Genomic DNA, 23,510 nt, shown 5'->3' on the forward strand with positions numbered 1-23,510 from the left:
GCGGCCCCGGTCACTGTGCGCCGTCCAGTTCATCCTCGATATGATGGCGGATGATGTCGTCGAAGCTGTCCTCTGCAGTGAATCCCAAGGCGCGGGCACGGGTGGCTTCGAACCCCGGAGCCCAGCCTTCGCACATGCGGGTGATGGCGGCATCGGGTTCGCGGCGAATCAGGGCAACGGCCGCGTCGCCGGCGACGCGGCGCAGCGCCTCGATCTGTTCGCCTACCGTGGCGCTGAGGCCCGGCATCGACAGGTTGCGGCGCGCGCCAAGCTGGCTCAGGTTCATCGTCGCCGCGTGGATCATGAAGCCGACGGCGGACCGGGGCGAGGTGTGCCAGTGCCGGATATCGTCCGGGACCGGCAGCACGGCGGGCTGGCCCACCAGCGGTTCGCGCAGGATGCTGGAGAAGAAGCCCGAGGCCGCCTTGTTGGGCTTGCCCGGCCGGATGCAGAGGGTGGGCAGGCGGATGCCGATGCCATCGAAGAACCCGTGCCGAGTGTAGTCCGCCAGCAGCAGCTCGCTGATCGCCTTCTGCGTGCCGTAGCTAGTCAGTGGCGTGGTATGGAAATCGTCGGGGATCGGGAAGGGCAGCGGCGCGCCGACCACGGCGATGGACGAGGCGAAGACGACCCGTGGAAAATAGCCGTCCTCGAGATGCGCGCGGCGGATCGCCTCGAAAAGGTCGCGCGTGCCGTCGAGGTTGATACGGTAGCCCTTCTCGAAATCGGCCTCCGCCTCGCCCGAGACGATAGCGGCGAAGTGGAAGATCACGTCGGGACGGGTGGCGATCAGGTCCGCTGCGGTGCCGGGCGCGGACAGATCGACTGCAATACGGTTCGTGGTGCCGTCGAAACTTGTGGGCGCCTCCGGGGCGATCACATCGACAAGCGTCATCGTGTCGATCGTTTGCCCATCAAGTCCTTTGTCATCGACCAATCGCTGCGTCACCTTGCGGCCGAGCATGCCAGCCGCCCCGATCGTCAGAATGTGCATCGAAACCTTCTCCGTAATTCGCTGCTGACAGGGGGTCAGCTGTCCGGTAGTATGATTGTCTGATAACCTGAATACTTCAAGGCCCGGAGCGTGTCCAAGGATGTCTGTCATCCAACCTGTCGTTTCACCGGATGTAGCCACGCAACTGATCAACTTGCCCGGCAGCTTCTACGTGTCCGACAGCGCTGTCGGCGACGGCAACGTGCATCTGAACGTCCTGCCATGTTGCGACAAGGGGGCCGAGAAGGTCGTGACCGCCGTGCTCGCTCGCTACGCCGTGTCGATCAGTTCAGAGCACGGCATCGGACGGTTGAAGAAAACCGACTTGGATGCCCGCCTGCCCGCTGTGCAACGGCCCCCGCTGACGGTCCTGAAACAGGCGATCGACCCCCACGGCACGATAAACCCGGGCTGTGTTTTCGATATGCCATGACACCGAGCAGCACCAAGGATCCCGACCCATGATGGACGATCGCCCCCACATCCTGCGCACGACACATCTGCCGACCCGTATCGCGGATCAGTTTGCCCAGCAGATCCTGTCCGGCGTGCTGAAGCCCGGCGACAGGCTTCCGACGGAACTGGCAATGTCAAAGAACTTCGGCGTCAGCCGGACCGTGATCCGCGAGGCAATCGCCCAACTACGCAACGAAGGCATGATCGAAACACGGCAGGGCGTCGGGGCTTTCGTCATTGAACGCCCGACGCGGCATATCCGGCTGAATGACGGCGGCATGACCGAGGACGACTTCCGCGGCCTATTTCAGCTGCGCATCCCGCTGGAGATCGAGGCCGCCGGCCTTTGCGCGCTGAACCACAGTTCCGACCACCTTGCACAGATGGACGAGGCGCTGCTGCGGATGTCCGCCGGAAGTGAGGCCCCGGATGACGGCATCCTCGCCGATCTCGATTTTCACCGGACGATCGCGCTGGGGACCGGTAACGACTATTTTGTCCAGTTCCTTGGGGCGATCTCGGACCGCATTTTGAAGACCATTCTTCTCTCGCGTGAGAAGATTCGACTGGATACACTTTTGGATGTGGTGGGTCAGGAGCATCGCGATCTGCGGGATGCGATCGCAGCCGGCGATCCGATGCGCGCTCGGTCGGCGATGCGGGCGCATATGGTCGGATCGACGCAACGCGTTGATCTGAAAATAGATTTCTACGACTGACGGCCAAGATGCAGCGACACAGGTTTCGGGTGGACAGTCCCGAACGCTCTGGCATAAGGTCATGTCATACGGTTGTCTGACAAGATCAGGCATGACGGCGTCGGGGGGGGCGTCGCGACCGAAAGGGGGAAGACATCTTGACGACACCGAACCTGTTGCGCGCCTCTGACTTGTTGCCGGACGATGCGGATCGCGCTGTTCTGCTGGGGCGGGTGTGGTCTGACGTTCAGGACGGGCCGTGTCCAGTTGTGCTGCGGAACGGTCGCGTCCTCGATCTGACCGGTATCTGTGCGACGATGTCGGGATTGCTGGAACGCGGCGATCTTGCTTCGGTTGTGGCTACCGCGGATCTTCCAGATCTCGGGTCGCTCGACAGCTTTCTGGATGGCAGTGTCGGACACCTGCTGGCCCCGATCGATCTGCAGGCCGTCAAGGCCGCCGGCGTCACCTTCGCTGACAGCATGCTGGAACGCGTGATCGAGGAGCAAGCCCGCGGCGACAGCGCCCGCGCTCACGAGGTTCGCGCCCGGCTCGCTCCGGTGATCGGCGACAGCCTGCGCGGCGTGCAGGCCGGTTCAGAAAAGTCACGCGAGATCAAGGCCTTGCTTCAGGACATGGGCCTGTGGTCACAGTATCTGGAAGTCGGGATCGGGCCTGACGCCGAAATCTTTACCAAAGCACAACCGATGTCATCAGTGGGCTGCGGCGACCGGGTTGGCATCCATCCGATGTCCGAGTGGAACAACCCCGAGCCCGAAGTCGTCGTGGTCGTGCGGTCCGACGGCGCCATGCTGGGTGCAACATTGGGCAACGACGTGAACCTTCGCGATGTCGAAGGCCGGTCGGCCCTGCTGCTGGGCAAGGCCAAGGACAACAACGCCTCGTGCGCCATCGGGCCCTTCATCCGGCTCTTCGATGCGGATTTCACGCAGTCCGACCTGGAGAACGTCACCGTGTCGTTGCGGGTCGAAGGCGAGGACGACTTTGTCATGACCGGAGAAAGCCCGATGCAGGCAATCAGCCGCAGCCCCAGCGATCTGGTCGGACAGCTGCTGAACCGCTCGCACCAGTATCCCGACGGGGCGGTGCTGTTCCTCGGCACCATGTTCGCGCCGGTGAAGGACCGCCGTGGCGAAGGTCAGGGCTTTACGCACGAGACCGGCGACCGGGTTGAGATTGCCTCGCCCCGGCTGGGTCGGCTGGTGAACTGGGTCGACCGGACTGATCGCTGCCCGGAATGGCAGTTCGGAACCGGCGCGCTGATGCGCAATCTCGTGACCCGTGGCCTTGGGGACAGGATCTGACGTGAAACGTTTCACGGACCTCTTTTACCGGATGCTCGACATCCTGCTGGGGCTGCTGCTCGCGGCGATGGCCGTCATGGTCTTCGTCAACGTCGTCATGCGCTACACCATGAACTCCGGCTTCGCGATGTCGGACGAGCTGTCGCGCTTCGCCTTCGTCTGGCTGACCTTCATCGGGGCCGTCGTCGTGCACCACCACCGCCAGCACATGGGCATGGAAACCGTCGTGTCGATGTTCGGCCGCCGGGGCCGCCTGATCCTGATGGGGGCCTCAGACCTGATGATCCTGGGGTGTTCCGGGGTCCTGACCCTCGGCACCTGGAAGCAGCTGCCGATCAACGCCAGCATGAACGCGCCGGTGTCCGGCCTGTCGATGGCCTGGGTCTACGGTATCGGGCTGTTCGCCGGTACGGGCATCATCCTGATCACGCTCGAACGGCTGTATCGTTTGGCGACGGGCGGCATAACCGAGGACGAGATCAAGGCATTCTGCGGAGAGATGGGGATGATGGACGACCCGACCGACACCCCCGACCCTGACGCTGATTTGCGGGAACGTGCGGAATGACTCTGCTGGTCTTTATCGGTGCGCTTCTGGGCGCCATGGTCATCGGCGTCCCGGTCGCCTTTGCCCTGATCTTCTGTGGCGTCATGCTGATGTCCTTCATGGGCATGTTCAACACCCAGATCATTGCGCAGAACATGCTGATCGGCGCGGACACCTTCACGCTGCTGGCGATCCCGTTCTTCATTCTTGCAGGCGAATTGATGAACGCCGGCGGGCTGTCCAAGCGGATCATCGACTTTGCCATCACCTGCGTCGGACACATCCGCGGCGGTCTGGGGCTGGTCGCGATCATCGCAGCCGTCATCATGGCGTCGATCTCGGGCTCGGCCGCGGCGGATACCGCAGCGCTGGCCGCGATCCTGATCCCGATGATGGCCAAGGCAGGTTACAACGTGCCCCGCTCCGCCGGCCTGATCGCCGCGGGTGGCGTCATCGCACCCGTCATACCGCCGTCAATGGCCTTCATCATCTTTGGCGTTGCTGCTAACGTCTCGATCTCCAAGCTGTTCATGGCTGGCATCGTGCCGGGCGTGCTGATGGGCGTCGTGCTGATCATCACCTGGCTGATCGTGGCCCGCAACGACGACGTCGAGACCCTGCCGCGGGCCGCATGGGCCGACAGGGGTCGCGCCTCGGCGCGCGCCGTCTGGGCGCTCGGCATGCCTGTCATCATTCTGGGCGGAATCAAGCTGGGTGTCGTCACCCCAACAGAGGCCGCAGTCATCGCAGCGTTCTACGCCCTGTTCGTCGGCCTGTTCGTCTACCGCGAACTGAAGCTGTCCGAACTGCCCGCGGTGCTGATTGCCGCAGGGCGGACGACGGCGGCGATCATGTTCCTCGTCTGCGCTGCGCTTGTCTCGGCATGGCTGATTACGGCGGCGAACATCCCGAACGAGGTCGCAGCCTACATCGAACCCCTGATTGACCGGCCAAAGCTTTTGATGCTGGCGATCATGTTGCTGATCCTGGTCGTCGGCACGGCACTGGACCTGACGCCGACGATCCTGATCCTGACCCCGGTCCTGATGCCGATCATCATCAAGGCGGGAATCGACCCCATCTACTTCGGCGTCATGTTTATCATCAACTGCTGCATCGGCCTGCTGACACCCCCGATCGGCGTCGTGCTGAACGTGGTCAGCGGCGTCGGCCGCGTGCCGCTGGGGCAGGTCATCGGAGGGGTCTGGCCCTTTCTGGTGGCGCAGGTTCTGGTGATCCTTCTGTTGGTCATGGTGCCACAGATCGTCATCATCCCAGCCAACTGGTTCTACTGAACGACAACAACTCTCGAGGAGGAGACACTATGAAACATTCCGCACTCAAGGCAGCCATCTGCCTGACGACCGCACTTGTTGCCGCGGGCCCGGCCATGGCCGAGTTCCAGGACCGCACCTTCCGCGTGTCCAACGGCATCAACGAGGATCACCCGGTCAACACCGGCATGAAGGCGATGCAGGCCTGTCTGGACGACGCCACCGGCGGCAAGATGAAGATGCAGGGCTTCTGGGGCGGCGCGCTCGGCGGCGACCTTCAGGCCACGCAGGCCGTCCGCAGCGGTCTGCAGGAGGCCGTGGTGACGTCGTCCTCGCCGCTGGTCGGCATGGTCCCGGCCCTCGGCGTCTTCGACCTGCCCTTCCTGTTCCGCACGCCCGAGGAGGCCTATGCCGTCATGGACGGCCCCTTCGGCGACACCCTGAACGAGAAGCTGGACGAGGTCGGCCTGATCAACCTCGGCTACTGGGAAAACGGCTTCCGCAACATGTCGAACTCGCAGCGGCCCATCAAGACATGGGAAGACTTCGAGGGGATGAAGGTTCGCGTCATGCAGAACAACATCTTCCTCGACACCTTCTCCAACTTCGGTGCCAACGCGACGCCGATGTCCTTCGGCGAGGTCTTCTCGGCGCTGGAAACCAAGGCGATCGACGCGCAGGAAAACCCCTACGTCACGATCGACACCTCGAAGTTCTACGAGGTGCAGTCCTACCTGAGCGAGACCAAGCACGCCTACACGCCGTTCCTGTTCCTGTTCTCCAAGGCGATCTTCAACACCTACTCGCCCGAAGAGCAGCAGGCCCTGCGTGACTGCACCATCGTCGGCCGCGACGTGGAGCGGGCCGCGATCCAGGATCTGAACCAGGAGTCGCTCAAGAAGATGGAAGAGGCCGGTCTGGAGTTCAACACCATCGACCCGGCCGCTCAGGAAGAGATGCTGCAGAAGTCGCAGGTCGTCTACGAGAAGCACAAGGACGAGATCGGGGCCGACGTGGTCGATCAGGTTCAGGCGACGCTGGCCGAGATGCGCGGCAACTAATACTACCCTACAGGTGTTCGCGCCTGAGTCCGGCATTGCGTCAGCAATGCCGGGCTTTTTGCATCCGGCCTTTCGTCGTCTTATCAATTTACAAAATAATCGGCACCACGGACGGCATAGGGTATGGCCCGGTCGGACACCAAGCCTCGCGAAATGCAGGTTGTCAGCCCAGAAGCGCGACGTCGTATGCACCGAGCTTCGTGTCAGAGCTCGCAAGCTGCAGCCCTTCGCATCGGGCCTGCGCGATCAGCATCCGGTCAAACGGATCGGCGTGGTGCAGCGGCAATGCTGCAGCCGCCTCTGCATGGGTCCAGGTGATCGGCAGGGGCCGACAGCCGGCATCCATGGCAACACGGAACAGATCGTCGGGCACGTCAAGTTTGCCGATCGCGCGCTTGATCCCGATCTCCCACACACTTGCCGACGACAGGTAGACGTCGCCCTCGGAAATCGCCCGCGCCTGGGTCGTCGACAGGCGCGGATCGTTCAGCATGGCCCAAAGCAGCACGTGAGTGTCGAGCAGAACCCGCACTAGCGCTGCGTGTTTTGCGCAAAGATCTGAGCAATCTCGGCATCGCCGTCGAACATGTCATCGGGCAATGTGAACCGTCCCTCCAACACGCCGATCAGCGGTCGCCCGACAGGACGGTCCGCCGCGACAATACGTGCGACGGGGCGTCCGTAGCGGGTTAGCTCGATGGCTTCCCCCGCCTCTGCGCGGCGGATCAGTTCCGCGAACTGGGCCTTGGCTTCTGCAATAGCGACCTGCACGGGACGATCCTTTCTGTGTGACCAACATATAGGTCACCATGTTGGCGGAGACAAGCGGTAGAAACGATGTCAACAGAAGAGATCCGGACGTTGAAGTAGCAGCGCTTAACGCGTCGGTCCTCCGACAAGGTCATCAACGACATCACTAAGGCCGATCGGTTGATCGGCATCTTTTTCTCAGTTCCTAAGACCAACAAAAGCCGTTGCTTCGATTTCCAGCAGGGCCTCGTCCTCGATCAAAGCCTGCACGACCACCATTGTCATCGCCGGAAAATGACGGCCCAGCACCTTGCGGTAGACCGCGCCAACCTCGGCCTGATGCGCCAGATAGGTCGTCTTGTCCGTCACGAACCATGTCAGCCGCAAGATATCCTCGGCCCGGCCGCCGGCGGTTGTGACCACATCGAGGATATTGCGCAGGGCCTGCTCCATCTGACCGATAAAATCCTTCGCCACGAAGGTCTGATCCTTGGTCCATCCGATCTGTCCCCCGACATAAAGGGTGCCGTCGGGGGACAGCATGCCGTTGGCATAGCCCTTGGCGGGCTTCCAGCCATCAGGATGTATGATGCGGTGGTTCATGCGAAGTCTCCGGAGTCACGTGTCAGCCGTTCGCGCACATGCGCAGGCCAAGGTGTGGGTTTGCCCGCCGCATCGACATTCACGATGGTCGAGCGGGCCGTGAAGCGCAGCTCTTCGCCGCAGGTGGCGGCAAAGGCAAGCCCTAGCGATGTGCGGCCCGGGGCGCCGTGGTTCAGCGACAGGACAAGCCGGTCGCCGTGCCGGGACACCCGCCGGAAGGTCGCCGAAATTTCGGCCGTGGGGACGGCTCCTTCCCCGTGCACTGCTTCGAACGGCCATGCGAGGTGGTCCGCAAAGAAGGCCTCTACGCAGTCATTGATCATCTCGAAATAGCGAGGGTAAAAGACGATACCTGCGGGATCGCAATGCCGGAACAGAACCTTCTGCATGACTTGGAAGACCGACCTCGTGTCGGATTCATCCCCGTCCGAACCCTCAATACGCATTGGGCTTCTTCATGTATCCCACAGTGCGCGCGGTCGCGATGTCGGACATTATTGCAGGCACGGTCGTGCGGTTCAGCGCGACGAACCGAGCGACAGCGATCCCGGGTGCATCGAAGGGGGAATCATTGAGAAATGGCACTTCGAGGTTCGGCCTCACGGGTCTCTCCAATAAATGAAATGAGCTGATCAGACGTCCGTCCGGGGTTTCAGGGCAAACCTCTGGATCTTGCCGGTTTGGGTCTTCGGCAAGGCATCGCAGAACACGACCGACCGGGGGTATTTGAACGGCGCAATCACCGCTTTGACGTGATCCTGTAAGGCATTGATCGTTTTTTCGTTCGCCGCATGGCCCGCAGCCAGAACGACATGCGCCTGAACGATCATGCCGCGGGCCTCGTCGGGAATGCCGATGACCGCGCATTCGGACACGGCAGGGTGCGACAGCAAAGCCGCCTCGACCTCTGGCCCAGCGATGTTGTAGCCCGAAGACACGATCATGTCGTCGTTACGGGCGGCAAAGTGCAGATACCCGTCATCGTCCATCGAGAAGGCATCGCCGGTAATGTTCCAGCCGTCGAACACGTACCCGGCCTGCCGGTCGTCGGCAAGGTAGCGGCAGCCCGTTGGCCCGCGTACCGCGAGGCGTCCGACTGTGCCGCGCGGCACCTCCTGCCCGTCCGGGCCGATCACTTTCGCCTCGTACCCGCCGACGGGCTTGCCGGTGCAGGCGGGCCTGTGGTCGTCGAACCGATTCGACACGAAGATGTGCAGCATCTCGGTCGCGCCGATGCCGTCCAGCATGGGTTTGCCCGTCTTCTCGATCCAAGCGTCATAGATAGGCGCGGGCAGTGTTTCGCCCGCCGACACGGCGGCGCGCAGCGACGACAGGTCTGCACCCTCGTCCATCGCCTGCAGCATGACACGATAAGCTGTGGGCGCCGTGAAGCAGATCGTCGCCCGGTATTTCTGGATGATCTCGATCATGTTCGGCGGCGAGGCGTTTTCCAGCAGCGTCGCGGCCGCCCCGAAGCGCAGCGGAAAGACCGCGAGACCGCCCAGTCCAAAGGTGAAGGCCAGCGGTGGCGAACCGACGAAGATATCCTCCGGCGTGACGTTCAGCACCTCTCGCGCGTAGCCGTCGGCGATGGCAAGCAGATCGCGGTGAAAATGCATCGTCGCCTTCGGTGTGCCCGTGGTGCCGGAGGTGAAACCAAGGAGTGCTACGTCATCGCGCCCCGTTTGCACCGCATCGAACAGCACCGATTTCTCCAGCGCCAGCCGATCGAGTTCGGCGTCGTGGTTCGAGGTGCCGTCGAAGCCCACGACGGTCGTCAGAAAAGCGCTGGCTTTGGCACAGGTCGCCAGTTCGTCCATCAGCCGGGTGTCGCAAAGCGCGTGGCTGATCTGGGCCTTGTCGACGATCTGGGCCAATTCTCCGGCCCGCAGCATGGGCATGGTATTGACGACCACCGCCCCGACCTTTGTCGCCGCAAGCCAGCAGGCCACCATCGCCGGGTTGTTGGCAGAGCGGATCAGCACACGGTTACCCGGCTTTACGTCGAAATCCTCGACCAGCACATGGGCCAGCCGGTTCGTCCAGTCGGCCAGTTCCTTGTAGGTCCGCCGGCGGCCATTTCCAATCAGTGCGGTGCGGTCGCCGAATCCTTTTGCGACCATCGCATCGGTCAGTTCGAACCCGGCATTCAGCCGTTCGGGGTAGGTGAAACCGTCAAGGCGAAATTCCGGCCACATCCCGGGCGGCGGCAGGTTGTCCCTGGTAAACGTGTCCGTGTGGGCCGATGCACCGAGAGGCATCATGCATTCGCCTCTTCCGGCAGAAAGTCCACGTCGTGCTGCGCCGACAGTTCCACGACGCGCTGCACGTCGGTCAAATCATCAAGCGCGGCGAAAAGGTCGCGCAGCTTGCCGGCGGGGGACACCCAGAACAACGCCCGCACGGGCTTGTCCGACTTGTTGAAGTAACCGTGCGGCACGCCCTTCGGCATCCGGACCAGATCGCCGGCGCGGGCCTTGGTCCAGACACCGTCGAGCTTCAGGTCGAGTTCGCCCTCCTGCACGAGGATGAATTCGTCCTGCGTTGGGTGGATGTGGACCGGCACGAACTGCCCTGGGGCGGAGTTCGCCTCGAAGGCGAACGAGCTCTCGCTTTCTGCCTTCGGAAAATAAGTCTGGCCGAGGATGTTCCAGCTGACACCGTCGAACCCTGTGCCGCTTTGTGTGATGCCCTTGACGAGGTCGGTCATGATACGTGCTCCTTGTGCTTAGTTGAACAGTCTGGAATTCGTGGCGGTGCAGTCTGCACCTGTCATGTGCGGGCGGTTCTTCAGCCTTCGGCCTCGGCCAGAGTGGCGCGGGCGATGATGACCTTTTGCACGTCGGATGCGCCCTCATAGATGCGCAGGGCCCTGATCTCGCGGTAAAGCCGCTCGACTACGGCGCCCTGCCGCACGCCGTCCCCGCCATGCAGCTGGACGGCGGCGTCGATCACCTTCTGCGCTTCGTCGGTAGCGTAAAGCTTGGCCATCGCCGCCTCGCGCGTGACGCGGGGGGCGCCCATGTCCTTGGCCCAGGCGGCGCGGTAGACCAACAGGGCGGCCGCATCGACCCGCAACGCCATGTCGGCCACGTGCGCCTGCACCATCTGCAGATCGGCCAGCGTTGCACCCTGCACCTGACGCGACTTCACGCGCGCGAGGCTTTCCTCCAGCGCGCGCCGGGCAAACCCGAGCGCCGCCGCCGCGACCGTGGTGCGGAACACGTCCAACACCGACATCGCGATCTTGAAGCCCTGCCCCGGCTGCCCGATCATCGCGTCCGCCGACAAGCGGCAGCCATCGAAGCGCAGCCGCGCCAGGGGATGCGGCGCGATCGTCTGCAACCGTTCGGCCACGGTCAGGCCGGGCGTGTCGGCGGGCACGACGAAGGCCGACAGGCCCATGGCCCCCGGCGCCTCGCCCGTGCGGGCAAAGACGGTATAGACATCCGCGATCCCGCCGTTCGAGATCCAGGTCTTCTCGCCGTCCAAGACGTAGTGGTTGCCGTCCAGTGTTGCCGTCATGGTGGAATGGGCCACGTCCGATCCCGACTGCGGCTCGGTCAGGGCAAAGGCGGCGATGGCCTGCCCGGTCCGGGTCAGCGGCAGCCATGCGTCGCGCTGCGTCGTGGTGCCGAACAGCGACAGCGCACCGGTGCCAAGCCCCTGCATCGCGAAGGCGAAATCCGCCAGCCCGTCGTGCCGCGCCAGCGTTTCCCGCGCAAGGCACAGCGTCCGCACGTCCAGCGGGCGTTCATCCTGCGGATCGATCGCCGTGGGCATCAGCCATCCGCCGTCGCCCAGCGTCTTCACCAGCGACCGACAGGCCGCATCCGTATCCGCGTGATCGACGTCGGCCAGCGCGGGACCGGCCCAGTCGTCGAGGGACGTGGCCCAGTCGCGGTGCGCGGCATCGAGGAACGGCCAGTCAAGGAAGGAGCGGTCGGCCATCGTCAGTTCCCCTCGAACACCGGGCGGTCCTTGGCCACGAAGGCGTCGAAGGCCCGGGTGAAATCCGCGGTCTGCATGCAGATCGCCTGCGCCTGCGCCTCGGCCTCGATCGCCTGGTCCAGTCCCATCGCCCATTCCTGCAGCAGCATGGTCTTGGTCATCATGTGCGCGAAATTCGGCCCCGCCGCGATCTGCCGCGCCAGCGTCAGCGCCTCGCCGTCCAGCGCCTCTTGCGTGACGAGACGGTTGTAGAAGCCCCAGCGCTCGCCCTCCTCCGCCGACATGGACCGCCCGGTGTAAAGGAGTTCCGCCGCCCGCCCTTGTCCGATGATCCGCGGCAGCATGGCGCAGGCCCCCATGTCGCAGCCGGCCAGACCGACGCGGGTGAAGAGGAAGGCGGTCTTGGCCGCGGGCGTCGCGATCCGCAGGTCGGACGCCATGGCGATGATCGCGCCGGCGCCGACGCAGACCCCGTCCACCGCCGCGATAACAGGCTTGCCGCAGGACAGGATCGCCCTGACCAGATCGCCGGTCATCCGGGTGAAGGCCAGCAGGTCCTTCATCGACATCCTGGTCAGGGGCCCGATGATCTCGTGCACGTCGCCGCCAGAGCTGAAGTTGCCGCCGTTCGACCCGAAGATCACCACGCGCACGGCGTCGTCGTAGGCCAGATCGCGGAACCAGTCGCGCAGTTCGGCGTAGCTGTCGAAGGTCAGCGGGTTCTTGCGGTCGGGCCGGTCCAGCGCGACATGGGCGATCCCGTCCTGCACGCTGCAGCGGAAATGGGTGACATCGGTTCTCATCGGTCCTCCTCGCGATGGGCCATCGCATCAAATCGTGCGGCCAGATCGGTGGCCTCGTCGCCGTCGAAGTCGCCCAGCAGCTCGTCGATCCACAGCTCGTGCGCTGCGGCCTGACGGGCGAATTCCTCCTGACCCTTGCGGGTCAGCCGGACCAGCGTGGCCCGTCGGTCGCCGGGCACCTGCACCCGCACCACGATGCCGTCGTCGGCCAGACGGTCGACGATGCCCGTGACGTTGCCGTTCGACACCCGCAACACGCCGGACAGGGCCGACATCTTCAGCCCGGCATCAAAGCGCGACAGGGCTGCCATCACGTCGAAGCGCGGCAGGGTCGATCCGAACTCTTGCCGCAGGCGTTCGCGCAGCTCCGCCTCCACCCCCCGCGTGCTTTTCAGCAGGCGCAGCCAGAGGCGCAGGCGGGCCTTGGACTCCGCACTGGCACTGCGGGGCTGGCTGTTGGCACTCATGTCTCGCCCCCGGACAGGGACAGGGCGTGGCCGTTAACGGATCGGGCCGCGTCGGAACACAGCCACAGGGCCGCGCCTGCCACCTCGTCGGCCTGGATCAGGCGCTTCTGCGGATTGCCGGCGGTCAGATCCGCCACGGCCTCGGTCGCGGATTTGCCGGTCTTGGCCACAATGTTGGCGACCGATCGGTCCAGCATCGGCGTGTCGATGAAACCCGGGCATAGCGCGTTGACCGTGATCCCCGTCCTCGCCAGTTCCAGCGCCAAGGCCCGGGTCAGGCCGACGACGCCATGCTTGGCGGCGACGTAGCCTGCGACATAGGTGTAGCCCTTGAGCCCCGCGGTCGAGGCGACGGCGATCATCCGGCCCCAGCCCGCCGCCTTCATGTCGGCCAGGGCCGCCTGCCAGACGTTGAAGACGCCGGTGACGTTGACCGACAGCATGGCCTCGAAGTCATCTGCCGACATGCGGGCAAAGGGTCTGCTGTCCGCCGCCCCGGCATTGGCGATCACCGCCGCAATGGGCCCACGGGCAGTGCGGGCCGCGTCGAAGGCGGCCGCGACGGCGGCGGCATCGGTCACGTCGCAGACCTGATAGGGCAGACGCTGCCCTTTCAGCGCGGCCTCGGTGCGGCCCATGATCGTGACCTGCGCACCGGCCTCGGCAAACAGGCGCGCCGTTTCCGCCCCGACGCCGGATCCGCCGCCGGTGACGACGACATGCTTGCCCGCGACGCTCATGCCCGCGCGACCTCTGCTTCCTTGTCGGCCAGACGCCAGGCCTGATCCCGACCCGCGCGATAGGGTAGCGGCCAGTCTTCCTGCCGGTCGCCGAGGGCCGTCGCAGCATGCAGCAGCCAATAGGGATCGGACAGGTGCGGCCGGGCGAGGCAGACCAGATCGGCGCGGCCGGCCATCAGGATCGAATTGACGTGATCCGCCTCGAAGATGTTGCCCACGGCCATCGTGGGGATCCCCGTCTCGTTCCGGATTCGGTCGGAAAACGGCGTCTGGAACATGCGGCCATAGACCGGCTGCGCGTCGGTCGAGGTCTGCCCGGCCGAGACATCAACGATATCCGCTCCGGCCGCCGCGAACATCCGTGCGACGGCGACGGAATCTTCGAGGGTCAGGCCCCGGTCGGTCCAGTCGGTCGCCGAGATGCGGACCGACAGGGGTTGCGCGTCTCCCCAAGCCGCGCGCATCGCCGCGAAGACCTCCAGCGGATACCGCATCCGGTTTTCGAGAGGGCCGCCGTATTCATCCGTGCGGACGTTGGACAGCGGCGAGATGAAGGAGGAGATCAGATAGCCGTGCGCCGCGTGCAATTCGATCATGTCGAACCCGGCGCGGGCGGCCATCTGCGTGGCTGACACGAACTGTGCCGTGACGGTGTCCATATCCTCGCGCGTCATCTCCTTCGGGGTGGCGTTGGCGTCGGACCACGGCAGGGCCGAGGCCGAGATCAGGGGCCAGTTGTCAGCTGACAACGGCTGGTCCATCCCTTCCCACCCCAGCCGCGTCGATCCCTTTCGACCGGCGTGACCGATCTGGCAGCAGATCTTCGCCGTGGTCTCGGTGTGGACGAAATCGACGATGCGGGTCCAGGCGGCCTCGTGCGCCGGGTCGTAGAGGCCGGGACACCCGGGCGTGATGCGGCCCTCGGCCGAGACGCAGGTCATCTCGGTATAGACCAGACCCGCGCCGCCCTTGGCCCGTTCGCCGTAATGGATCAGGTGCCAGTCGGTCGGGCAGCCGTCGACGGCCTTGTACTGCGCCATGGGCGACACGACGACGCGGTTCTTCAGGGTCATGTCGCGCAGGGTGAAGGGGGCGAACATCGGCGCGCGTGCGGGACCGTCGGCCTGCACGCCGGCCTGCGCCTGGAACCAGCGTTCCGCGGCGGCCAGCCATGCGGGATCGCGGGCGCGCAGGTTTTCGTGGCTGATGCGCTGCGACCGGGTCAGTAAGGAGTAGTTGAGCTGGACCGGGTCAAGGTCGAGATAGCGCTCCACATCCTCGAACCACTCGACGGAATTGCGCGCGGCGGACTGCAGGCGCAGCACCTCGAGTTGGCGCTGATCCTCGTAGGCGCGGAAGGCCGTCGCCACGTCGGGCTGGGTCGACAGATTCTCTGCCAGCGCGATGGCGGATTCCAGGGCCAGCTTCGTTCCCGACCCGATCGAAAAATGCGCCGTCGCGGCGGCGTCGCCCAGCAGCACGACGTTCTTGTGGCTCCAGCGTTTGCACAGCACGCGCGGAAAGCGGATCCAGGCGGACCCGCGGATGTGGTTGGCGTTGGTCATCAGGGGATGACCGCCAAGGTGATCCTTGAAGACCTCCTGACAGATCGCGATGCTCTCCTGTTGGGACATCTCTCCAAAGCCGTAGGCGTCGAAGGTCGCCTGCGAACATTCCACGATGAAGGTCGCCGTGTCCGGGTCGAACTGGTAGGCATGCGCCCAGAGCCAGCCCTTGTCGGTCTCCTCGAAGATGAAGGTGAAGGCGTCGTCGAACTTCTGCCTGGTGCCGAGCCAGACGAACTGGCAGGCGCGCAGGTCGATGTCGGGCGCGAAGGCCCCCTCGAAGGCAGAGCGGGTGCGCGAATTCAGGCCGTCGCTGGCGACCACGACGTCGTAGTCGTCCATGTAATCCGTGGCCGGCCCGACTTCGGTCGAGAACCGCAGGTCGACGCCAAGGTCGCGGGCCCGGTCCTGCAGGATCATCAGCAGCCGCTTGCGCCCGATGCCGCAGAACCCGTGCCCCGTGGACACGACCTTCTGCCCCTTGTGCACCAGCGCGACGTCGTCCCAATAGGCGAAATGTTCGCGGATCGTCGCGGCGCTGACGACGTCGTTGCGGGACAGGTTGTCGAGGGTTTCGTCGGACAGCACTACGCCCCAGCCAAAGGTGTCGTCGGCGCGGTTGCGCTCGAACACCACGACGTCTGCATCTGGCTGACGCAGCTTCAGAGATATGGCAAAGTAGAGGCCGGCAGGTCCTCCGCCGAGGCAGGCAATGCGCATGAGCTCTTCCCTTTCGAGGCACTCGAGTCGTCACCCCATACAAACGCTAGGCGCCGTCGGAATTTACTTCAAGCAAAAATGTTTTGAGCTTGAAATACTTTTTCCATCTGCCTAGCGTCAGGTCAACCGGGATGATCCGACCGCCGCCTTGACCACGCAATCAGGGGCATGACGGGGCGGCAGGCGGGACCGGACCGGTGAAAAAAGGTGCTCTTGACCACGCGGTATCGCGTTGAAGATGAGGGGAAATCCGAATGACGACCTTTGCGGTCAACGACTGGGACGACGCCTATGAAAACGGGCGCAACATTCCGAACGGATCCGACTGGCCCGGAGTCTGGGTCGCCCCGGCGCAGGCCTTCCGCGACCGCGGGTCCAACCGCCTCGATATCGCCTACGGCCAGACCGAACGGTCGAAATACGATCTGTTCCTGCCGGAGGGGACGCCGAAGGGCCTCCTTGTCTTCGTTCACGGCGGCTACTGGGTCGCGCTGGACAAATCCTATTGGTCGCATCTGGCGGAGGGGGCTGTCGCGAAAGGCTGGGCCGTGGCGATCCCGTCCTACGATCTGTGCCCCACAGTCAGCATCGCAGAAATTACCGTGCAGGTCGGCGGCGCCATCGACCACGCCGCGGCGGCCGTCTCAGGCCCCGTGGTGCTGGCCGGACATTCTGCCGGCGGTCATCTGGTGACGGCGATGATGTGCGAGGATTCGCCGCTGTCGCCCGACACCCTCAGCCGCCTGCGGCATGTGGTGTCACTTTCCGGTCTGCACGACCTGCGCCCGCTGCTGGCCACGACACGCAACGAAATGCTGCGACTCGACATGGCCTCGGCCACGGCGGGCAGCCCTGCGCTGAAACGGCCCCTGCCGGGCGTCCGCTTGACGACGTGGGTCGGCGGCGGAGAACGGCAGGAGTTTCTGCGCCAGACCGCACTGCTGGCGAACATCTGGCACGGTCTGGGCTGCGCGACACAAGCCGTGGTCGAACCCGACCGTCACCATTTCAACGTGATCGACGGGCTGGCCCATGGATCGTCGCCCTTGACGCGGACGGCGCTCCACGATCCTGATGAAGTTTGAGGCAATCGCCGAGACCGGATTCCGGACGAGCGGGACCACGAAACGACTCACTTGACCGGAAAGATACTTCAAGCCTTAAATATCGAGACACAAAATATTCGCACCCGAAAAAGCTGATCCATCAAACCGGGCAGCGGGGCGTTCCAACACAGGGAGTATTCACATGAAGACCACGACAAGCCTGCTGGCGTCGACATTTGCGGCCTTGACGGCGGCCCTGCCCGCCACGGCGCAGGATCTGCCGGGCGCCGATGACGGCGTCCTCAAGATCGGGCTGATCTATACCCTGTCCGGTCCTGCTGCGGCGCTTGGCACGCAGGCCCGGGACGGCTTCATGCTCGCAGTCGACAAGATCGGCGATCTGGGCGGTATGAAGACCGAGGTCATCATCATCGACGACGAACAGCGCCCGGATCTGGCGGCCGACAAGGCGCGGGAACTGGTGGCGCGGGATCAAGTCGATTTCGTCGTCGGTCCGATCTTCTCCAACATTCTCGGTGCAATCCACAAGCCGGTGACGGAAACCGGGACGATCCTGATTTCCACCAATGCCGGCACTTCGAACTATGCGGGGGCGGAGTGCAACGAGAACTTCTTTGCCACCTCTTACCAGAACGACCAGAACCACGAGGTGATGGGCGCCTACGCGCAGAAGCAGGGTTACACCAACGTCTTCCTGATGGCGCCGAACTACCAGGCCGGGAAGGACAGCCTGAACGGCTTCAAACATTCCTACACTGGCGGCGTCGCGGGCGAGGTCTTTACCGAGCTGGGGCAACTGGATTTCTCTGCCGAACTGTCGCAGATCGCGGCGTTCCAGCCCGATGCCCTGTTCACCTTCATGCCGGGCGGCATGGGCGTGAATCTGGTCAAGCAGTACAGCCAGGCGGGCCTGACGACGATTCCGTTCCTGTCGGCCTTCACCGTGGACGAGACGACCCTGCCCGCGACCCAGGATGCAGCCCTTGGCCTGATGGGCGGCGCGAACTGGGCGCCCGACATGGACAATGCGGCGAACAAGGCCTTCGTGGACGGCTACCTTGCCGCCTATGACGCCGTGCCGGGCACCTACGCGATGCAGGCCTACGATGCAGCCCAGCTGATCGATTCGGCAGTGCGCGCGACGGGCGGCGACCTGACCGACCGGGATGCGCTGCGCGCCGCGCTGCACGAGGCGGCCTTCGACAGCCCGCGTGGCGACTTCTCTTTCGGAAACAACAACTTCCCGATCCAGGACTTCTATCTCGTAAAGGCCGAAAAACGCGAGGACGGCAAGTATCAGACCGCGATCGTCGAGAAGATCTTCGACGACTACAAGGACAACTACGCCGATCAGTGCCCGATGTAAGACAGACCGCTCGGGCCGGAGAGACGCATGACGAACCTGTTCATTCTGCAACTTCTGAACGGCGCACAACTGGGGGTGCTTCTGTTCCTCATCGCGGCCGGTCTGACGCTGGTGTTCGGAATCATGGATGTGATCAATCTGGCCCATGGCGTGCTTTACATGATCGGGGCCTACCTGATCGCGACCTTTGCCGGTTTGACGGGCAGTTTCTGGCTTGGGCTGCTGCTGATGTTTCCAGCAGCCCTTGCCGTCGGCTTGGTGATCGAGCGGCTGGTGATCCGGCCACTCTATGCTCGGTCGCACCTTGATCAGGTGCTCGCGACCTTTGGTCTGGTGATGATCGTGAACGAGGGAGTCAAGATCATCTGGGGCCCCTCCCCGCTGTCCGTCCCGATGCCTGACTTGCTGAGCGGTTCGATCGCCCTGATCGGACCGCTGCAATATCCGGTTTATCGCCTTGCAATCATCGCCGCCGGGTTGGCGGTGGCGGCGGGGCTTTACGTCGTCATCAACCATACCCGCATCGGCATGTTGCTGCGCGCAGGCGCCACCAACCGTGACATGGTTTCGGTACTCGGGGTCAACATCCGCAGGCTCTACTCGCTGGTCTTCGCCCTCGGGGCGGTGCTGGCCTGTTTCGCGGGGGCCATCGTGGCGCCGATCCTGTCGGTGGATACGGGGATGGGGGAAAGCGTGCTGATCCTGACCTTCGTTGTCGTGGTGATCGGCGGGATCGGGTCGATCCGGGGCGCATTCCTTGGGGCGCTGCTGGTCGCCATCGTCGACACGCTGGGCAAGACCTTTGGTCCCATCCTGCTGCGTTTCGTCATGGAACCGGCTGCGGCCGGGCAGACCGGCCGGATGCTGGCGCCGATGCTGATCTACATCCTGATGGCCGCGATCCTCTTCGCCCGCCCGCAAGGGCTCTTCGGGCCAAAGCCGTCATGATCGGCACCGCCACGCCGGCCCCCGCGCGCCTGTCCGCCCGGCTTTGGCTCGCCCTGCTGATCTTTGCATGCTTTGCCGCCCTGCCGGTTATTGCTGCCGTGACGGACGATCCGTTCCTGCTGCTGATCGGCACCCGCATCCTGGCCTATGCCATCGCCGCGATGGCGCTGGACCTGATCCTTGGCTACGGGGCGATGGTCAGCTTCGGCCATGCGGCCTATCTGGGTTTCGGGGCCTATGCGGTCGCGATCCTGAACAGCGTCGGCGTAACGGATCTGGTGCTGCACATCGCGTTTGCCGTAACGATCTCTGCCGTCTTTGCGGCGATCACCGGGGCGATCTCGCTGCGGACCCGGGGCGTCTATTTCATCATGATCACGCTGGCCTTCGGGCAGATGGCCTATTTCTTCTTCGTCTCGCTGTCCGCCTTCGGCGGCGACGACGGCACCCCGCTTCCGGCCCGGTCCACCCTGTTCGGATCGCAGGCCTTGGAAGATGACCGCACGCTGTTCTACGTGGCCCTCGGCTTGTTGATCGCCCTCTTCACTCTTGCCACCCGGATCGTCGGGTCGCGCTTCGGGCGCGTCCTGATCGGCACCCGCGAAAACCCCGTCCGGATGGAGGCGATCGGCCTCGCCCCCTTTCGCTATCAGCTGACGGCCTTCGTGATTTCGGGCTGCATGACCTCCATCGCGGGCGTGATCCTCGCCAACCAGGCAGAGTTCGTGTCGCCTGCCTTCATGAACTGGCACCGATCGGGCGAGTTGATCGTCATGGTGGTGCTGGGCGGCGTCGGCAACCTGACCGGAGCCATCGGCGGCGCGGTCGTGGCCCTGCTGCTGGAGGATTGGCTGGCCGTGCTGACAGAGCACTGGCGGTTGCTGTTCGGCGTCTTCCTGATCGTCATGGTTCTGTATTCGCCGCACGGGATCACCGGCGCGCTGGACCGGATCGCACGGGGGCGCCGATGAGTCTGTTGTCCGTCCGCAACCTGTGCAAGACCTACGGCGCCCTTGAGGTGACGAAGGATGTCTCCTTTGATGTCGCCCCCGGGGAGTTGCACGCAATCATCGGCCCCAACGGCGCCGGCAAGACCACGCTCATCGGGCAACTGTCGGGACAGATCGCGCCGGCTTCCGGCGCAGTCCTGCTCGACGGGCGGGACGTGACGGGGCGCAGCATGGCCGAGAGGGTGCGCCTCGGCCTTGCCCGGTCGTTCCAGATCACCTCGATCCTGCCGCGGTTTACGGTGCTGGAGAATGTGGCCGTGGCCGTGCAGGCGCGATCGGGTTCCTCGTTCCGCTTCTTCGCACCGGTGGCAGCAGAGGCAGCGCTGAACGACGACGCCTACGAAGTGCTTGCCAAGGCCGGTCTGAACCACCGCGCCGACGTCCGCGCCTCTGCCCTGTCCCACGGCGAGCACCGCCAGCTTGAGCTTGCAATCGCGCTGGCGACGCAGCCACGCGTGCTGCTACTGGACGAACCTCTGGCCGGCATCGGCGGGCAGGAAGCCGGGGCCTTTGTTCAGCGCCTTGCTGCCCTGAAGGGTCGGTTTGCCACGGTTCTCATCGAGCATGATATGGACGCAGTCTTTGCCCTAGCCGACCGCATATCGGTGCTGGTCTACGGAGAGATCATCGCGACGGGCACCCCCGATGAGATCCGCAACGACGCGAAGGTGCGCGCAGCCTATCTGGGCGACGAGGAGGCTGCTTGATGCTGGATGTCACCGGTCTCACCGCTGCCTATGGCGAAAGCCGCATTCTCTTCGGCATTGATCTGCACGTAGCGCAGGGTGAAGTCGTGACGCTTCTGGGGCGTAACGGCATGGGCAAGACGACGACGATCAAGTCGATCTTTGGTCTGCTACGCCCGACGGGCGGTAATATCTGCATAAACGGCCGAGACCTGACGGGCGCCGCGCCGCATCTGGTCGCAGGCGCGGGTCTGGGACTGGTGCCCGAAGGGCGGCAGATATTCCCGACATTGACCGTGCAAGAAAACCTGCAAGCCACGGCAACGAAGGGGAAATGGACGCTGGACCGCATCTATGACCTATTTCCACGGCTGTCTGAACGGCGACGCAACATGGGCAACCAGTTGAGTGGCGGCGAACAACAGATGCTGGCGATCGGCCGGGCCCTGATGACGAACCCGCGGCTCGTCGTGCTGGACGAGGCAACCGAGGGGCTTGCACCGTTGATCCGCGCCGACATCTGGGCCTGCCTTGCCCGGCTGAAAGCCGAAGGCGAGGCGATCCTTGTGATCGACAAGAATGTCGATGCCCTGACGAAATTCGCGGATCGTCACGTCGTGATCGAGAAGGGTCGCGTCGTCTGGCACGGCACCACCGCCGAGATCCTGTCGACCCCCGAGGTCAAGGACCGGTTTTTGCATGTGTAACCTGACGAAAGGACCAATCTGATGACGATGATCCCCGGTGTGACTAGGTCAGGCTCCGGCATGGATGATATCAGCTGGAACATCCTCGGGCAGACCTATGTCCCCAAGTCCCATTCCAAGGGGTCGATGTCTTGGCACGCGACGCTGCCGAAGGGGACCTTCGTGCCGCCCCATATCCACCCCACGCAGGACGAATTCATCTATGTCCTAGACGGTCGCTTCGACGTGCTGCTGAACGGGGTAGAGGCCTATGCCGAGCCGGGCGACCTGATCCGCCTGCCGATGGGCATCCCGCACGGCATTTTCAATAAAACGCCAGGTACGATCAAGTGCCTGTTCTGGGTGGCTCCCTCGCGGCGCCTGTACGATCTGTTCTGGGCGCTGCACAACCTTGGCCCTCAGGCCAATCCGGCGGATGTCGTGGCGGTGTCCGCTCAACACGAGGTCGACTTCCTCCCTCCTTCCGGGGATGCCTAGATGAAGGTCCTGATCGCCGGGGCGGGGATCGGCGGGCTGGTCACGGCGCTGATGCTGCATCAGCGCGGCATTCCGGTGCAGCTGTTCGAGGCCGCGCGCGAGGTGCGCGAGGTCGGCGTCGGTATCAACGTCCTGCCCCACGCGATCAGGGAACTCGATGCGCTCGGCCTGCTGCCGGCCCTCGACCGGACCGGCGTGCGCACCCGCCACCTGTCCTATCTGACCAGAGCAGGGCAAGAAGTCTGGTCAGAGCTGCGCGGCCTGCATGCAGGTCACGACGTACCGCAATTCTCAATCCACCGGGGCCGCCTGCAAAAACTGATTTTCGATGCCGTGACCGAACGGCTTGGCGTGGACGCAGTGCTGACGGGGCGGCGGCTGGCCGGGTTTGTGCAGGATGAGGGCGGCGTGACGGCACATTTCACGGATTCCATCGCCGGAAGCACCGGGCTGACCGCGCGGGGTGACGTGCTGATTTGCGCAGACGGCATCCATTCACAGGGGCGCAAGACATTTTACCCCGACGAGGGTGCTCCCAGCTGGCAGGGAGTTGCGATGTGGCGTGGGGCCGCGGATTGGCCGATCTGGCAGGATGGCGAGAGCATGGCGATCGGTGGCGGACTGGGCGGCAAGTTCGTCCTCTACCCGATTGCCCCGCCGCATAATGGGATGCAGCTGACTAACTGGGTCGTCAACGTGCGGATCAAGGACCCGGCCCTCTCCTCTCCAATGCCGGACACGTGGTCGCGGCAGGTATCACTTGCGACCGTGTTGCCCCATGCCAAGCGCTTTCATGTGACGGGTATGGACATCGAAGGGTTGGTCCGCGCCACGCCCGTCATCTACGAATACCCGATGGCGGACCGCGACCCACTGCCCCGCTGGACCTTTGGCCGGGTAACGCTGCTGGGCGACGCGGCCCATCCGATGTATCCGGTGGGATCGAACGGCGCATCGCAGGCCATTCTCGATGCCCGCTGCGTTGCCGATGCTTTGGCAACGGCAGAGCACCCACGCGCGGCACTCTGGTCCTACGAGAAGGATCGCCTGCCCAAAACCGCCGCGGTCGTGGAAACCAACCGCATCGGCGGGCCCGAGCGTGTGATCGATGTGGTCGAACGGCTAGCGCCCGCGGGGTTCGCCGACATCGACCGCGTTTTGAGCTATGAGGACCGGAAGTCCATCGTTGCAGGCTATGCCAGCATGGCCGGCTACGCCAAGGTTGCGGTCCCGCGGACCACCGCTTGATGGCACGACCTTAAATCCCGCCCCGCGTCGAAGACTGAACCGACGGC

Annotated in this window: 26 protein-coding genes; 14 read left to right on the forward strand and 12 right to left on the reverse strand. The window is 64.2% G+C overall.

The window, feature by feature from the left end; translation table 11 throughout:
• Positions 1-10: 10 nt before the first annotated feature.
• Positions 11-994: a D-erythronate dehydrogenase gene (gene denD, locus BUA54_RS15650; protein ID WP_072858204.1), complete on the reverse strand. Its 984-nt coding sequence runs from the start codon at positions 992-994 to the stop codon at positions 11-13.
• A gap of 154 nt (positions 995-1,148) precedes the next feature.
• Between denD and BUA54_RS15655 the strand changes: the two genes are divergently transcribed.
• The 6 genes from BUA54_RS15655 to BUA54_RS15680 all read left to right on the forward strand — a co-directional run bounded on the left by BUA54_RS15655 (position 1,149) and on the right by BUA54_RS15680 (position 6,355).
• Positions 1,149-1,427 (forward strand): FAD-linked oxidase C-terminal domain-containing protein, encoded by a 279-nt coding sequence (locus tag BUA54_RS15655; protein WP_218588292.1) that lies wholly within the window; start codon positions 1,149-1,151, stop codon positions 1,425-1,427.
• Positions 1,428-1,455: 28 nt separating this feature from the next.
• Positions 1,456-2,169: a FadR/GntR family transcriptional regulator gene (locus tag BUA54_RS15660; protein ID WP_072858206.1), complete on the forward strand. Its 714-nt coding sequence runs from the start codon at positions 1,456-1,458 to the stop codon at positions 2,167-2,169.
• Between the two features lie 137 nt (positions 2,170-2,306).
• Positions 2,307-3,473 (forward strand): fumarylacetoacetate hydrolase family protein, encoded by a 1,167-nt coding sequence (locus BUA54_RS15665; RefSeq protein WP_072858207.1) that lies wholly within the window; start codon positions 2,307-2,309, stop codon positions 3,471-3,473.
• A 1-nt stretch (position 3,474) separates the two neighbouring features.
• A complete protein-coding gene (locus tag BUA54_RS15670; RefSeq protein ID WP_072858208.1) occupies positions 3,475-4,041 on the forward strand; it encodes a TRAP transporter small permease in 567 nt (188 codons plus the stop codon).
• Entirely contained in the window at positions 4,038-5,315 is a 1,278-nt protein-coding gene (locus tag BUA54_RS15675; protein WP_072858209.1) for a TRAP transporter large permease, read from the forward strand. Before BUA54_RS15670 ends, BUA54_RS15675 begins: the two co-directional genes overlap by 4 nt.
• A 29-nt stretch (positions 5,316-5,344) precedes the next feature.
• Entirely contained in the window at positions 5,345-6,355 is a 1,011-nt protein-coding gene (locus BUA54_RS15680; RefSeq protein WP_072858210.1) for a TRAP transporter substrate-binding protein, read from the forward strand.
• 163 nt (positions 6,356-6,518) lie between these two features.
• Here the strand turns inward: BUA54_RS15680 and BUA54_RS15685 are convergent, their stop codons facing one another.
• The 11 genes from BUA54_RS15685 to BUA54_RS15735 all read right to left on the reverse strand — a co-directional run bounded on the left by BUA54_RS15685 (position 6,519) and on the right by BUA54_RS15735 (position 15,954).
• A complete protein-coding gene (locus BUA54_RS15685) occupies positions 6,519-6,887 on the reverse strand; it encodes a type II toxin-antitoxin system VapC family toxin (protein WP_072858211.1) in 369 nt (122 codons plus the stop codon).
• Complete coding sequence (locus tag BUA54_RS15690; RefSeq protein WP_072858212.1) at positions 6,887-7,126, reverse strand: type II toxin-antitoxin system Phd/YefM family antitoxin; 240 nt, start codon at positions 7,124-7,126, stop codon at positions 6,887-6,889. The genes BUA54_RS15685 and BUA54_RS15690 overlap by 1 nt, the downstream gene beginning before the upstream one ends.
• 177 nt (positions 7,127-7,303) lie before the next feature.
• Positions 7,304-7,708, reverse strand: coding sequence for a RidA family protein (locus BUA54_RS15695; protein WP_072858213.1), 405 nt, complete (start codon positions 7,706-7,708; stop codon positions 7,304-7,306).
• Positions 7,705-8,097, reverse strand: a complete 393-nt coding sequence (locus BUA54_RS15700) for an acyl-CoA thioesterase (RefSeq protein ID WP_178352768.1) — start codon at positions 8,095-8,097, stop codon at positions 7,705-7,707. Before BUA54_RS15700 ends, BUA54_RS15695 begins: the two co-directional genes overlap by 4 nt.
• A 243-nt stretch (positions 8,098-8,340) precedes the next feature.
• The gene (locus BUA54_RS15705; protein ID WP_218588293.1) at positions 8,341-9,972 is read right to left on the reverse strand and encodes an AMP-binding protein; all 1,632 of its coding nucleotides are present in this window, start codon (positions 9,970-9,972) and stop codon (positions 8,341-8,343) included.
• Positions 9,969-10,418, reverse strand: a complete 450-nt coding sequence (locus tag BUA54_RS15710) for a cupin domain-containing protein (protein WP_072858215.1) — start codon at positions 10,416-10,418, stop codon at positions 9,969-9,971. The genes BUA54_RS15705 and BUA54_RS15710 overlap by 4 nt, the downstream gene beginning before the upstream one ends.
• A gap of 80 nt (positions 10,419-10,498) precedes the next feature.
• Positions 10,499-11,659: an acyl-CoA dehydrogenase family protein gene (locus BUA54_RS15715; protein ID WP_072858216.1), complete on the reverse strand. Its 1,161-nt coding sequence runs from the start codon at positions 11,657-11,659 to the stop codon at positions 10,499-10,501.
• Positions 11,660-11,661: 2 nt separating this feature from the next.
• A complete protein-coding gene (locus BUA54_RS15720) occupies positions 11,662-12,462 on the reverse strand; it encodes an enoyl-CoA hydratase family protein (RefSeq protein ID WP_072858217.1) in 801 nt (266 codons plus the stop codon).
• Entirely contained in the window at positions 12,459-12,929 is a 471-nt protein-coding gene (locus tag BUA54_RS15725) for a MarR family winged helix-turn-helix transcriptional regulator (RefSeq protein ID WP_072858218.1), read from the reverse strand. The genes BUA54_RS15720 and BUA54_RS15725 overlap by 4 nt, the downstream gene beginning before the upstream one ends.
• Entirely contained in the window at positions 12,926-13,669 is a 744-nt protein-coding gene (locus tag BUA54_RS15730) for an SDR family NAD(P)-dependent oxidoreductase (protein WP_072858219.1), read from the reverse strand. The genes BUA54_RS15725 and BUA54_RS15730 overlap by 4 nt, the downstream gene beginning before the upstream one ends.
• Entirely contained in the window at positions 13,666-15,954 is a 2,289-nt protein-coding gene (locus BUA54_RS15735; protein WP_072858220.1) for a bifunctional salicylyl-CoA 5-hydroxylase/oxidoreductase, read from the reverse strand. The genes BUA54_RS15730 and BUA54_RS15735 overlap by 4 nt, the downstream gene beginning before the upstream one ends.
• 254 nt (positions 15,955-16,208) lie before the next feature.
• Between BUA54_RS15735 and BUA54_RS15740 the strand changes: the two genes are divergently transcribed.
• The 8 genes from BUA54_RS15740 to BUA54_RS15775 all read left to right on the forward strand — a co-directional run bounded on the left by BUA54_RS15740 (position 16,209) and on the right by BUA54_RS15775 (position 23,463).
• Complete coding sequence (locus BUA54_RS15740; protein ID WP_072858221.1) at positions 16,209-17,039, forward strand: alpha/beta hydrolase; 831 nt, start codon at positions 16,209-16,211, stop codon at positions 17,037-17,039.
• A gap of 163 nt (positions 17,040-17,202) precedes the next feature.
• Positions 17,203-18,387: an ABC transporter substrate-binding protein gene (locus BUA54_RS15745; RefSeq protein WP_072858222.1), complete on the forward strand. Its 1,185-nt coding sequence runs from the start codon at positions 17,203-17,205 to the stop codon at positions 18,385-18,387.
• Between the two features lie 27 nt (positions 18,388-18,414).
• Positions 18,415-19,335 (forward strand): branched-chain amino acid ABC transporter permease, encoded by a 921-nt coding sequence (locus BUA54_RS15750; RefSeq protein ID WP_072858223.1) that lies wholly within the window; start codon positions 18,415-18,417, stop codon positions 19,333-19,335.
• Positions 19,332-20,306 (forward strand): branched-chain amino acid ABC transporter permease, encoded by a 975-nt coding sequence (locus BUA54_RS15755; RefSeq protein ID WP_072858224.1) that lies wholly within the window; start codon positions 19,332-19,334, stop codon positions 20,304-20,306. The genes BUA54_RS15750 and BUA54_RS15755 overlap by 4 nt, the downstream gene beginning before the upstream one ends.
• Entirely contained in the window at positions 20,303-21,052 is a 750-nt protein-coding gene (locus tag BUA54_RS15760) for an ABC transporter ATP-binding protein (RefSeq protein WP_072858225.1), read from the forward strand. The genes BUA54_RS15755 and BUA54_RS15760 overlap by 4 nt, the downstream gene beginning before the upstream one ends.
• Entirely contained in the window at positions 21,052-21,738 is a 687-nt protein-coding gene (locus BUA54_RS15765) for an ABC transporter ATP-binding protein (protein WP_072858226.1), read from the forward strand. The genes BUA54_RS15760 and BUA54_RS15765 overlap by 1 nt, the downstream gene beginning before the upstream one ends.
• Positions 21,739-21,765: 27 nt before the next feature.
• On the forward strand, positions 21,766-22,215 hold the full coding sequence (locus BUA54_RS15770; RefSeq protein WP_143155460.1) for a cupin domain-containing protein: 450 nt from the start codon (positions 21,766-21,768) through the stop codon (positions 22,213-22,215).
• The gene (locus tag BUA54_RS15775) at positions 22,216-23,463 is read left to right on the forward strand and encodes a flavin-dependent oxidoreductase (RefSeq protein WP_072858228.1); all 1,248 of its coding nucleotides are present in this window, start codon (positions 22,216-22,218) and stop codon (positions 23,461-23,463) included.
• Positions 23,464-23,510 lie beyond the last annotated feature (47 nt).

This window comes from Loktanella atrilutea (assembly GCF_900128995.1).
GTDB lineage: Bacteria > Pseudomonadota > Alphaproteobacteria > Rhodobacterales > Rhodobacteraceae > Loktanella > Loktanella atrilutea.

What these genes read in the sequence shown, in the direction of transcription:
- BUA54_RS15750 (WP_072858223.1), top strand. Translation starts at nt 18,415, where the DNA reads ATGACGAACCTGTTCATTCTGCAACTTCTGAACGGCGCACAACTGGGG.
- BUA54_RS15660 (WP_072858206.1), top strand. Translation starts at nt 1,456, where the DNA reads ATGATGGACGATCGCCCCCACATCCTGCGCACGACACATCTGCCGACC.
- BUA54_RS15760 (WP_072858225.1), top strand. Translation starts at nt 20,303, where the DNA reads ATGAGTCTGTTGTCCGTCCGCAACCTGTGCAAGACCTACGGCGCCCTT.
- BUA54_RS15680 (WP_072858210.1), top strand. Translation starts at nt 5,345, where the DNA reads ATGAAACATTCCGCACTCAAGGCAGCCATCTGCCTGACGACCGCACTT.
- BUA54_RS15775 (WP_072858228.1), top strand. Translation starts at nt 22,216, where the DNA reads ATGAAGGTCCTGATCGCCGGGGCGGGGATCGGCGGGCTGGTCACGGCG.
- BUA54_RS15730 (WP_072858219.1), bottom strand. Translation starts at nt 13,669, where the DNA reads ATGAGCGTCGCGGGCAAGCATGTCGTCGTCACCGGCGGCGGATCCGGC.
- BUA54_RS15700 (WP_178352768.1), bottom strand. Translation starts at nt 8,097, where the DNA reads ATGCAGAAGGTTCTGTTCCGGCATTGCGATCCCGCAGGTATCGTCTTT.
- BUA54_RS15745 (WP_072858222.1), top strand. Translation starts at nt 17,203, where the DNA reads ATGAAGACCACGACAAGCCTGCTGGCGTCGACATTTGCGGCCTTGACG.
- BUA54_RS15725 (WP_072858218.1), bottom strand. Translation starts at nt 12,929, where the DNA reads ATGAGTGCCAACAGCCAGCCCCGCAGTGCCAGTGCGGAGTCCAAGGCC.
- BUA54_RS15715 (WP_072858216.1), bottom strand. Translation starts at nt 11,659, where the DNA reads ATGGCCGACCGCTCCTTCCTTGACTGGCCGTTCCTCGATGCCGCGCAC.
- BUA54_RS15720 (WP_072858217.1), bottom strand. Translation starts at nt 12,462, where the DNA reads ATGAGAACCGATGTCACCCATTTCCGCTGCAGCGTGCAGGACGGGATC.
- BUA54_RS15755 (WP_072858224.1), top strand. Translation starts at nt 19,332, where the DNA reads ATGATCGGCACCGCCACGCCGGCCCCCGCGCGCCTGTCCGCCCGGCTT.
- BUA54_RS15740 (WP_072858221.1), top strand. Translation starts at nt 16,209, where the DNA reads ATGACGACCTTTGCGGTCAACGACTGGGACGACGCCTATGAAAACGGG.
- BUA54_RS15710 (WP_072858215.1), bottom strand. Translation starts at nt 10,418, where the DNA reads ATGACCGACCTCGTCAAGGGCATCACACAAAGCGGCACAGGGTTCGAC.
- BUA54_RS15675 (WP_072858209.1), top strand. Translation starts at nt 4,038, where the DNA reads ATGACTCTGCTGGTCTTTATCGGTGCGCTTCTGGGCGCCATGGTCATC.
- BUA54_RS15705 (WP_218588293.1), bottom strand. Translation starts at nt 9,972, where the DNA reads ATGATGCCTCTCGGTGCATCGGCCCACACGGACACGTTTACCAGGGAC.
- BUA54_RS15735 (WP_072858220.1), bottom strand. Translation starts at nt 15,954, where the DNA reads ATGCGCATTGCCTGCCTCGGCGGAGGACCTGCCGGCCTCTACTTTGCC.
- BUA54_RS15770 (WP_143155460.1), top strand. Translation starts at nt 21,766, where the DNA reads ATGATCCCCGGTGTGACTAGGTCAGGCTCCGGCATGGATGATATCAGC.
- BUA54_RS15765 (WP_072858226.1), top strand. Translation starts at nt 21,052, where the DNA reads ATGCTGGATGTCACCGGTCTCACCGCTGCCTATGGCGAAAGCCGCATT.
- BUA54_RS15695 (WP_072858213.1), bottom strand. Translation starts at nt 7,708, where the DNA reads ATGAACCACCGCATCATACATCCTGATGGCTGGAAGCCCGCCAAGGGC.
- denD (WP_072858204.1), bottom strand. Translation starts at nt 994, where the DNA reads ATGCACATTCTGACGATCGGGGCGGCTGGCATGCTCGGCCGCAAGGTG.